This window comes from Ensifer sp. 22521, assembly GCF_052044795.1.
Taxonomy (GTDB): Bacteria; Pseudomonadota; Alphaproteobacteria; order Rhizobiales; family Rhizobiaceae; genus Ensifer.
Genome location: NZ_JBQENM010000009.1, coordinates 129,239 through 139,649, shown reverse-complemented (window position 1 = coordinate 139,649; position 10,411 = coordinate 129,239). Strand labels below are relative to the sequence as shown.

The following is a 10,411-nucleotide window of genomic DNA, read 5'->3' as shown; positions in this document are numbered from 1 at the left end:
CGTCGCGTCGCTTGCTGCCGTTTGCGAAGCGATCGTTCCCTTCTCGTCGACACCGCGGCTCTTTGCCATCGGCGCCTTCGCCTGCGTGCTCGGCGGCTTCTGTCTCCTGCGGTTTGGCCTCGGCCTCTTCTATCAGGTTCCGGTGCGTTGGCCGGTGCTTGCCGCGTGTTTCGTCGTGGGCGTTGCGCTCGACATGGAGATCTACGATTTGCCGCGCGGCACCTGGCAGCACGCCATCCCTTACCAGATGCCTTTCTTCCTGATCCAGGTGTGGACCGCGTCCGTGGTGCTGCGCTCGGGGCGACGCTCGTTCTCCGACTGGCTGCTTTTCGGTCTTCTGGCGCTCTGCTCGCTCTATTATCTCGTGAAAATCTATGCCGCCGTTGCGGCCGGCTCGGGCGTCACCGCCCAGGACTACGTCTCGAGCCCATTCGCGCTCATTTCCCAGGCACTCGGCGCGATGCTGATCGTCGGGGCAGGGCTTGCCATGCTCGGCGTGATGGTGAAGGACATCGTTGACGATGTGCAGGCCCGTTCGGAAATCGACCTGCTTTCGGGGCTCTACAATCGCCGTGGCTTCATGGATCGCGTCATGCCGCTCTTGCATGCGCGTGCGACCCAGACGCCGGGCACGCTTATCCTCGCCGACCTCGATCGCTTCAAGTTGGTCAACGACACCTATGGCCACCTCGCCGGCGACGAGGTGATCCGTCGTTTTGCGCGGGTGCTGATGGACGTCATGCCGAACCGTGCCGTGGCAGGCCGCCTTGGCGGTGAGGAATTCGCGGTGTTTCTGCCCTGCACGGACTTGTCAGAAGCGCGCGTCGTCGCGCACGGCATGCGCGCTGCCATCATGTCCCAGCAAATCGCCGGCCTGCCGGAAGCAGCGCGCGTGACGGCGAGCTTCGGCGTCACCGCCGTCGGCAGCGGCGAGGCCTTGGATCCCGTCATGCAGCGCGCCGACATGGCGCTCTACTCGGCCAAGGCAAACGGGCGCAATCGGGTCGAATGCACGGAGACGCCGACCACGGTCGTCAATCCGACCGTGCCGCAGTGGGTCGGTCGCCCCTAGGGGCCGCGGGCTCAAGCATAGATTGGACTGGCGTCCGCAAGCGCGCCGGATGTCTTGCCGATACCCTTCGCCTGCAGAAAGCGAAGAATGTCCAGAGTGAACTGGTCAGGATCCTGCAAGAGGGAGAAGTGACTGACTTCCGGTTGGATCAGCAAACCGGAGTTCGGAATGTTGTCGGCGATGAACAGTGTATCCGTTCGCTTGATGACTTCCTCGTGATCGCCATCCACGACCCAGACGGGAACCCGGATTCCCTGGAGATCGCGGTCCGTCATGTTTGGCTGTGAGGTCCACATCTTCAGCATCTGATCATAGAAGGCAGCGTATCCGCCGGGAGTGCGGGACAACCGCTCGTACTCGACGCGGGCCCGGGCCTCGTATGCGTTGAACATGGCGCTATTGGTTAGATCGAAGGTTCCGGACGGGTTGCTGTTTGCCCCGAAGGCGAATACGCCGCTGACCCGCTCGGGATGCAGCATCGCCAGCTTGAGGCCGGTAATGGCACCGTCGCTCCAGCCGACAATGGCACTTCTGGGTATGTTCAGCTGTTCCATCACCCCGACGACGTCGGAAACCATGAGGTCGTAACCGACAAGGTTGTCCCAGGTGCTGCGGCCGTGGCCGCGGCTGTCGAGAACGAGGACTTGGTAGAACTTGGCGAGTTCAGGAACCTGGCGCCCCCAATAGTCGGAATTGGCCAGGCCTCCATGCAACATGATGATGGGCTCGCCTGTGCCGTAGACCGAGTACCAGATTTCCGCACCCGATACCGGTACGAACCCGTTCTGCGTGGCCGCTGGAAGCGCCGGAGTGTCCGGAAGGGTCTGCCATTTCGGTTCGCCAAATGAAACGCCCAACATTCCCGTCATCGCGATCCCCCAAAAAAGCGCCTGGCGTGACGCGCACGCCAGCACGGACAAACGGATCAACTCCAAATAACCCTGCCGTCCTTTAAACAGCTCAGACTTGCACCATACGCCGTTTGCGCGGCTCTGAAATCACCCCACCGGGTGAAGGACGACCGGACTTCGGAGTTAAATGAGGGTAACAGCGACGCGGCGCAGCGCTCAAACGTACGCAAAGCTCGCCGCAAACGAAAAGAGCCGTGCGGTCCGAAGAACGCACGGCTCTACTGCTCAATCTACCAAACGGTCAGCGAATGCGCTTGGCGGCCGGCTCCGGCGTCAGTTCGCCGTTCAGGCGACGGTCGAGATAGTCCTCGCATTCGCCCATCAGTCCGTCGACCTGACCATTGAAGAAGTGGTTGGCGCCGGGCACCGTGCGGTGGGTGATGAGAATGCCCTTCTGCGCCTTCAGCTTCTCGACGAGACCGTTCACGTCCTTCTCCGGCGCGACCTTGTCGGAATCTCCGTTGATGATCAGGCCGGAGGACGGGCAGGGCGCCAGGAACGAAAAGTCGTAGATGTTCGGCTGCGGTGCCACGGCCATGAAGCCTTCGATCTCCGGACGGCGCATCAGGAGCTGCATGCCGATCCAGGCGCCGAAGGAATAGCCGGCAACCCAGCAGCTCTTGGAATCCGGATGCAGGCTCTGCACCCAATCGAGCGCGGACGCCGCATCCGACAATTCGCCGGCGCCGTGGTCGAACTCACCCTGGCTGCGACCGATGCCACGGAAATTGAAACGGAGCGTGGTGAAGCCGCGCTTCTGGAACATATAGAAGAGCTGGTAGACGATCTGATTGTTCATCGTGCCGCCGAACTGCGGATGCGGGTGCAGGATGATGGCGATCGGGGCGCTCTTCTGCTTCGAAGGCTGATAACGGCCTTCGAGGCGGCCGGCGGGTCCGTTGAAAATGATTTCGGGCATTGGCTCTCCGGGAGTGTTCCTGGTTCGAATCTTGGGTTCAGATCGCGATCAGTCTTGACGAAAGCAGTCAGCTTTTCTAAAACCTAGTTTAGAACCGTTCAAAACTTCTGTGCGGGCATTCCGCCTTGTGCTTCGTCTCTTAAGGCAAGCGACGCGGAAAATTCAAGGAAAATGCATCGCCAGAGGTTGCCGGCTTGCGGCCTGTTGGTCTAGCGAAGGAAATCATGTCGGGTTCGCGCATCTACATGGACTGGAATGCCACGGCGCCGCTTCTGAGCGAAGCGCGCGAGGCCTGCCTGTTCGCGCTCGACCTCGTCGGCAACCCTTCTTCCGTCCACGGCGAGGGCCGTGCGCTGCGCACGCTCATCGAAAATGCCCGCCGTGATGTGGCCGCCCTTTGCGGTGCGAAAGCTGCCAGCGTCATCTTTACCAGCGGGGCGACGGAAGCGGCCAATCTGGTGCTGACGCCAGATTTCCGCATGGGCCGCACACCGCTCAAGATCAGCCGGCTATACGCGTCGGCGATCGAACACCCTGCGATACGCGAAGGCGGACGCTTTGCGCGCGAAGCCGTTTGCGAAATCCCGGTGACCTCGGCGGGTGTCGTCGATCTTCAGGTGCTTCGCGAGCTGCTCGCAGCGCATGACCGTGAACTTGGCTTGCCGATGGTCGCCGTCATGCTGGTCAACAACGAGACCGGCATCATTCAGCCAATTGCCGAGATTGCCGAAATCGTTCGCGCCAAAGGTGGTATACTTGTCGTCGACGCGGTGCAGGCCGCGGGCCGGCTGCCGCTGGCGATCGAAGAGCTGAACGCCGATTTTCTCATTCTCTCCTCGCACAAGATCGGTGGCCCGAAAGGCGCAGGCGCGCTGGTGGCGCGCGGCGAGGTGTTGATGCCCGCACCGCTGATCCGCGGCGGCGGGCAGGAGAAGGGGCATCGTTCCGGGACTGAAAATCCTGTGGCGATTGCCGGCTTTGCCGCCGCCGCCAGAAAGGTCGGCGAAGGCGTTGGCCAGCGGATGAGCGCCGTTGGAGCGTTGCGCGACAAGCTCGAAGGCGAGATGCTGAAAGCGGCAACGGATGTGGTCATACACGGCCGCGACATTTCGCGCGTTGGCAACACGACATTCTTCACGCTCCCTGGCCTGAAAGCCGAGACGGGACAGATCGCCTTCGATCTCGAAGGCGTCGCGCTTTCGGCCGGATCGGCCTGTTCGTCCGGCAAGGTGGGACAGAGTCACGTGCTGACGGCGATGGGCTACGATCCGCGTCAGGGTGCGCTGCGGATCTCGATCGGTGAGGGAACGACCGCAGCTGACATCGAGCGTTGCGCCGCCGCCTTCGCGAAGGTAGCAGCACGACGCCGTGCGCCGGGGCAGGCCGCCTGACGCGGGCGATGGGACGAAATTGCGGAAAAGCAATTTTCCGCTTGGCAAACAGGGTGAAAAGCGCCTTTTAGCCATTACATAAGCGGTGCGCTCAGTCGCATCGTGTTGACAAGCTACCGGACCTTGGATCCGGAAAGATTGGAGAACGACATGCCTGCCGTGCAGGAGACCATTGATCAGGTCCGTCAGATCGACGTCGACCAGTACAAATACGGCTTCGAAACGACCATTGAAGTCGAGAAGGCCCCGAAGGGCCTGTCGGAAGACATCATCCGCTTCATTTCGGCCAAGAAGAACGAGCCGGAATGGATGCTCGAGTGGCGCCTTGGCGCCTATCGCCGCTGGTTGACGCTCGACGAGCCGACCTGGGCCCGCGTCAGCTATCCGAAGATCGACTTCAACGACATCTACTACTATGCAGCGCCGAAGGGCATGACCGGTCCGACGTCGCTCGACGAGGTCGACCCCGAAATCCTCAAGGTCTACGAAAAGCTCGGCATTCCGCTGAAGGAACAGGAAATCCTCGCCGGCGTGCAGAAGTCGAGGATCGCCGTCGATGCCGTGTTCGACAGCGTCTCGGTCGTCACCACCTTCAAGGAAGAGCTGAAGAAGGCCGGCGTGATCTTCATGTCGATCTCCGAGGCGATCCGCGAACATCCCGAGCTGGTGCAGAAGTATCTCGGCTCCGTCGTTCCGACGACCGACAACTACTATGCGACGCTGAACTCCGCGGTCTTCACCGACGGTTCCTTCGTCTACGTGCCGAAGGGCGTTCGTTGCCCGATGGAGCTCTCCACCTATTTCCGCATCAACGAGAAGAACACCGGCCAGTTCGAACGCACGCTGATCATCGCCGAAGAGGGCGCCTACGTGTCCTATCTCGAAGGCTGCACGGCGCCGCAGCGCGACGAGAACCAGCTTCACGCTGCCGTCGTCGAGCTCGTCGCCCTCGATGAGGCCGAGATCAAGTACTCGACGGTGCAGAACTGGTATCCGGGCGACAAGGAAGGCAAGGGCGGCATCTACAACTTCGTCACCAAGCGTGGCGATTGCCGTGGCAAGAACTCCAAGATCTCCTGGACGCAGGTCGAAACCGGCTCGGCGATCACCTGGAAGTATCCGTCCTGCATCCTGCGCGGCGACGGTTCGCGCGGCGAGTTCTATTCGATCGCGGTCTCGAACGGCCACCAGCAGATCGACTCGGGCACCAAGATGATCCACCTCGGCAAGAACACGTCGAGCCGCATCGTCTCCAAGGGCATCGCTGCCGGCGTTTCGGAAAACACCTATCGCGGCCAGGTCTCGGCCCACCGCAAGGCCGAGAACGCCCGCAACTTCACCCAGTGCGATTCGCTTTTGATCGGCGACAAGTGCGGCGCGCACACCGTGCCCTATATCGAGGCGAAGAACTCGACAGCGCAGTTCGAGCATGAAGCCACGACGTCCAAGATCTCCGAGGACCAGCTGTTCTACTGCCTGCAGCGCGGCATCCCAACCGAAGCGGCGATCGCGCTGATCGTCAACGGCTTCGTCAAGGAAGTCATCCAGGAACTGCCGATGGAATTCGCCGTCGAAGCGCAGAAGCTGATTGGCATCTCGCTGGAAGGTTCCGTCGGCTAAGGCCCTGAACTGAATATTGAATGGCGCGCACGTCGTGTTTGCGCGCGAACAAACGTTCGTTTCCCAAGAGGACGATAGAAATGCTTGAAATCAAGAACCTGCATGCCCGCATCGCCGAAGATGGCACCGAAATCATCCGTGGCCTGAACCTCACGGTGAAGGCAGGCGAAGTTGCTGCCATCATGGGCCCGAACGGCTCCGGCAAGTCGACGCTCTCCTACATCCTCTCGGGCCGTGAAGACTACGAAGTCACCGAAGGCGACATCCTCTACAACGGCGAGAGCATCCTGGAGCTCGACGCTTCCGAGCGTGCGGCCAAGGGCATCTTCCTCGCCTTCCAGTATCCGGTCGAAATCCCCGGCGTCGCCACGATGCAGTTCCTGAAGGTGGCAATGAACGAGCAGCGCAAGTATCGCGGCGAAGACGAACTGACGACGCCGGAATTCATGCGCCGCGTCAAGGAAGCTGCAGCCGAGCTGAAGATCGCTCCGGAAATGCTGCGTCGCCCGCTGAACGTCGGCTTCTCCGGCGGTGAGAAGAAGCGCGCCGAAATCCTGCAGATGTCGCTGCTCCAGCCGAAGCTGTGCGTGCTCGACGAGACAGACTCGGGCCTCGACATCGACGCGCTGAAGATCGTTGCAGACGGCGTCAACGCGCTGCGCTCGCCGGACCGCGCCGTCGTCGTCATCACCCACTACCAGCGCCTGCTCGATTATATCGTTCCGGACACGGTGCACGTCCTCTACAAGGGCCAAGTGATCAAGTCGGGCGACAAGATGCTGGCGCACGAACTCGAAGCCAACGGCTACGCCGACATCATCGATGCCGCGGCTTGACGCCTGTTGAAGGAGTGTTCGAATGAATATGCAACAGGCAATCAAGATGACGGCCGCCGAGACGGCGCTCGTCGATGCCTATACCGCGCAGATCGGCGATTTGCCGGGTGATGGTTCGGTTCTCTCGGTCCGCGACACGCTGGTGCACGAACTGAAGACGGCTGGCCTGCCGACCCGCCGCGTCGAATCCTGGCACTATACCGACCTGCGCACCCTGCTGCGCGCAGTGCCGGCCGCCGACCCGACGGCCTTTGCCGATCGCGTCGATGCGCTGGTTCCGGGCTCGACAGTACTTTCCGTCCGCAACGGCCAGGCTGAGGTCAAGGCCAGCCTACCTGATGGCGTGACCGTCCGTTCCTATGTCGACAGCCTGCTCGACGGTTCGGCGGCCGCCGGCCTCGCCGTGCTCGGCTTTGACGACGCGATCGGCCGCATCAATGGCGGTCTTGTCCGCGGCGGTCTCGAAATCGACGTGGCTGCTGAAACTGCTCTGGAAGATCCGCTGGAAATCCAGCTGGTGCAGAGCCTCGGCCAGGCGCATACGCGCTTCCCGGTCGCCTTCGGCGCCAACACCAAGGCAACCGTGATCGAGCGGCATCTTTCGACCGATGCCGGCGAGAGCTTCGTCTCGTCTGTCAGCGACGTGACGCTTGCGGAAGGTTCCGAGATCATCTGGATCATCCTGCAGCAGCAGGGCATTTCCGATACCCATCTCGGCCAGCTCCGCTTCGACCTCGGCAAGAACGCCAAGCTGCATCTCTTCGTCATCAATGCCGGCGGCAAGCTGGTGCGCCAGGAGATCCACGGCAAGACGAGCGGCGAGGGCGCGGATTTCAAGCTGCGCGGCATCAACCTGCTCGGTGGTGAAAGCCACACGGACGTGACCTTCACGCTCGGCCACAACGTGCCGCACACGACCTCGACGGAGGTCATCCGCAACGTCGTGTTCGACCGCGCCAAGGGCGTCTTTCAGGGCAAGATCCTGGTCGCCAAGGACGCCCAGAAGACCGACGCGAAGATGGCGTGCAACACGCTGCTCTTGTCCGACGATGCCGACCTGTCGGCGAAACCGGAACTGGAGATCTTCGCGGACGACGTCCAGTGCGGTCACGGTGCGACGGTTACCGACATCGACCACACCCAGCTCTTCTACATGCTGGCGCGCGGCATTCCGGAGAACAAGGCGCGGGCGATGCTCGTCAATGCCTTCGTCGCCGAGATCGTCGAAGAGCTGGAAGAGCACGAAGCGCTGGTCGAGGCACTCGAAGACGTCATCTCGACCTGGCTCGACAAGCACGCCTAAGGCTATTGCGTAATTCCTTAATTCGGAAGCGATTTAGGGATAGAATTATGCAGCAGTTCAACATGTTACAGCGAACTTAGCGCGTCTGGAATGACGCGCGGCGCTGTAGCGAAATTGGATTGAAAGACATGGAACACTCCGTACCGGTGCCTGCCTACGACGTCGAAGCGATCCGCAAGGATTTCCCGATCCTATCGCGAACCGTTTATGGCAAGCCGCTTGTCTATCTCGACAACGGCGCATCGGCGCAGAAACCACAGGTCGTGATCGACGCGGTGGCCCATGCCTATTCCAACGAATATGCCAACGTCCATCGCGGCCTGCATTTCCTGTCGAATGCCGCGACGGAAGCCTATGAGGCGGCGCGCGATAAGGTGCGCCGCTTCCTGAACGCCCCTTCGCCCGACAACATCATCTTCACCAAATCCTCGACCGAAGCGATCAACACGGTCGCCTATGGCTACGGCATGCCGAAGCTCGGCGAGGGTGACGAGATCGTGCTGTCGATCATGGAGCACCACTCCAACATCGTTCCCTGGCACTTCATCCGTGAGCGTCAGGGCGCCAAGCTTGTCTGGGCGCCGGTGGACGAGAACGGCGCGTTCCACGTCGAAGACTTCGTCAAATGCCTGACGGACCGCACCAAGCTCATCGCCATCACCCATATGTCGAATGCGCTGGGTACGGTGGTTCCGGTCAAGGAGATCTGCCGCATCGCTCGCGAACGCGGCATCCCGGTTCTGGTCGACGGCAGCCAGGGTGCCGTGCACATGCCGGTCGACGTCCAGGACATCGATTGCGACTGGTACGTGATGACCGGCCACAAGCTTTACGGCCCCTCCGGGGTCGGCGTGCTCTACGGCAAGATGGACCGGCTGAAGGAGATGCGGCCGTTCCTCGGCGGCGGCGAGATGATCGAGGTGGTGACCGAAGATTACGTCACCTATAACGATCCGCCGCACCGCTTCGAGGCCGGCACGCCGCCGATCGTGCAGGCGATCGGTCTTGGCTACGCGCTCGACTATATGGAAAAGCTCGGCCGCGCAGCGATCCAGGCGCATGAGGCGGACCTGACAGCCTATGCGCGGGAGCGTCTTTCGGCGGTCAATTCGCTTCGGGTTTTCGGCGACGCGCCCGATAAGGGCAGCATCTTTGCCTTCGAGATCGCCGGCATCCATTCCCACGACGTCTCGATGGTCATCGATCGCGCCGGGGTCGCAGTTCGTGCCGGCACGCATTGCGCCCAGCCGCTCTTGAAACGCTTCGGTGTTACCTCCACATGCCGTGCATCTTTCGGCCTCTATAACACCAGGGCCGAAGTGGACGCGCTGGCGGACGCGCTGGAGCATGCACGCAAGTTTTTCGCCTAAGAAGTTGGTAAAAGGTTCAAAGAGTTCTCGTAGTCTTTTGAACCAAAAGAGAAAGTCCAGGAGGCCGATATGAGCCTTGATGCAACGGAAGAAAAGGTCGATGTTCGCGAGGGCATCGTGCATTCGGCGATCCCGGCCGAGGAACTGGCGCGCCTCAGCGACGATATCATCGCCGCACTGAAGACCGTCTATGATCCGGAAATCCCGGCCGACATCTTTGAGCTTGGCCTCATCTACAAGATCGACATCGAAGACGACCGGATGGTCAAGATCGACATGACGCTGACCGCACCGGGCTGCCCGGTTGCCGGCGAGATGCCGGGCTGGGTCGAGAATGCCGTCGGCGCCGTCGAGGGCGTGTCGGGCGTCGAAGTCTCGATGACCTTCGATCCGCCGTGGACACCGGACCGCATGTCCGAGGAGGCGCAGGTCGCGGTCGGCTGGTACTGAGCCGAGACCTGCATATTGATCCGTTAAGGCACGGATACTACATTTGATTCTGTAAGGCGCCGGGCCTTTACCCCGGTGACGACAAGGAGAATGAGCCCATGGGCTTTGCCGTAATGAGCCTGACCGATTCGGCCGCCGACCGCGTCCGTTCGATCGTCGAAGGCGCCGGTGCCGATGCCAAGGGCATTCGCGTCGGCATCAAGAAGGGTGGCTGCGCCGGCATGGAGTATGCCGTCGACCTGGTGACCGAGCCCAACCCCAAGGACGACCTGATCGAACATCAGGGCGCCAGGGTCTGGGTGGCGCCCGAAGCCGTGCTCTACCTGCTTGGCACGCAGATGGATTTCGAAGTCACGACGCTGCGCTCCGGATTTACCTTCAACAATCCGAACCAGACGTCCGCCTGTGGCTGTGGCGAATCGGTCGAACTGAAGCCCGCCGACCTCGCGGCTCTGGCCGCACAGGGCGATGCGGTGGTGCGCGCCAACTAAATTGCCTCCATTCTTTCAAACGGATAGGTTGGCCCGGTTTTCGCCGGG

10 protein-coding genes are annotated in these 10,411 nt (G+C 61.5%); 8 read left to right on the top strand and 2 right to left on the bottom strand.

The window, feature by feature from the left end:
• Positions 1-1,072, top strand: a 1,072-nt coding sequence (locus ACTJKE_RS15715; protein ID WP_440691961.1) for a GGDEF domain-containing protein, incomplete at its 5' end; no start/stop codon positions are given.
• An 11-nt stretch (positions 1,073-1,083) separates the two neighbouring features.
• Here the strand turns inward: ACTJKE_RS15715 and ACTJKE_RS15710 are convergent.
• Positions 1,084-2,007 (bottom strand): alpha/beta fold hydrolase, encoded by a 924-nt coding sequence (locus ACTJKE_RS15710; protein WP_440691959.1) that lies wholly within the window; start codon positions 2,005-2,007, stop codon positions 1,084-1,086.
• Positions 2,008-2,224: 217 nt separating this feature from the next.
• Positions 2,225-2,902 (bottom strand): alpha/beta hydrolase, encoded by a 678-nt coding sequence (locus ACTJKE_RS15705; RefSeq protein WP_057250211.1) that lies wholly within the window; start codon positions 2,900-2,902, stop codon positions 2,225-2,227.
• A 224-nt stretch (positions 2,903-3,126) separates the two neighbouring features.
• On the opposite strand from ACTJKE_RS15705, the gene ACTJKE_RS15700 reads away from it, so the two are divergent.
• The 7 genes from ACTJKE_RS15700 to sufA all read left to right on the top strand — a co-directional run bounded on the left by ACTJKE_RS15700 (position 3,127) and on the right by sufA (position 10,363).
• Complete coding sequence (locus tag ACTJKE_RS15700; RefSeq protein WP_440691957.1) at positions 3,127-4,293, top strand: cysteine desulfurase family protein; 1,167 nt, start codon at positions 3,127-3,129, stop codon at positions 4,291-4,293.
• A gap of 150 nt (positions 4,294-4,443) precedes the next feature.
• Entirely contained in the window at positions 4,444-5,913 is a 1,470-nt protein-coding gene (gene sufB / locus ACTJKE_RS15695; RefSeq protein ID WP_058324151.1) for a Fe-S cluster assembly protein SufB, read from the top strand.
• Positions 5,914-5,993: 80 nt separating this feature from the next.
• Positions 5,994-6,749, top strand: coding sequence for a Fe-S cluster assembly ATPase SufC (gene sufC / locus ACTJKE_RS15690; RefSeq protein WP_057250217.1), 756 nt, complete (start codon positions 5,994-5,996; stop codon positions 6,747-6,749).
• 22 nt (positions 6,750-6,771) lie between these two features.
• Entirely contained in the window at positions 6,772-8,052 is a 1,281-nt protein-coding gene (gene sufD / locus ACTJKE_RS15685; protein ID WP_058324152.1) for a Fe-S cluster assembly protein SufD, read from the top strand.
• Positions 8,053-8,180: 128 nt separating this feature from the next.
• The gene (locus ACTJKE_RS15680; protein ID WP_058324153.1) at positions 8,181-9,422 is read left to right on the top strand and encodes a cysteine desulfurase; all 1,242 of its coding nucleotides are present in this window, start codon (positions 8,181-8,183) and stop codon (positions 9,420-9,422) included.
• 69 nt (positions 9,423-9,491) lie between these two features.
• Entirely contained in the window at positions 9,492-9,872 is a 381-nt protein-coding gene (locus tag ACTJKE_RS15675; protein ID WP_065373631.1) for an SUF system Fe-S cluster assembly protein, read from the top strand.
• A gap of 98 nt (positions 9,873-9,970) precedes the next feature.
• Entirely contained in the window at positions 9,971-10,363 is a 393-nt protein-coding gene (gene sufA / locus ACTJKE_RS15670; RefSeq protein ID WP_057250226.1) for a Fe-S cluster assembly scaffold SufA, read from the top strand.
• Positions 10,364-10,411 lie beyond the last annotated feature (48 nt).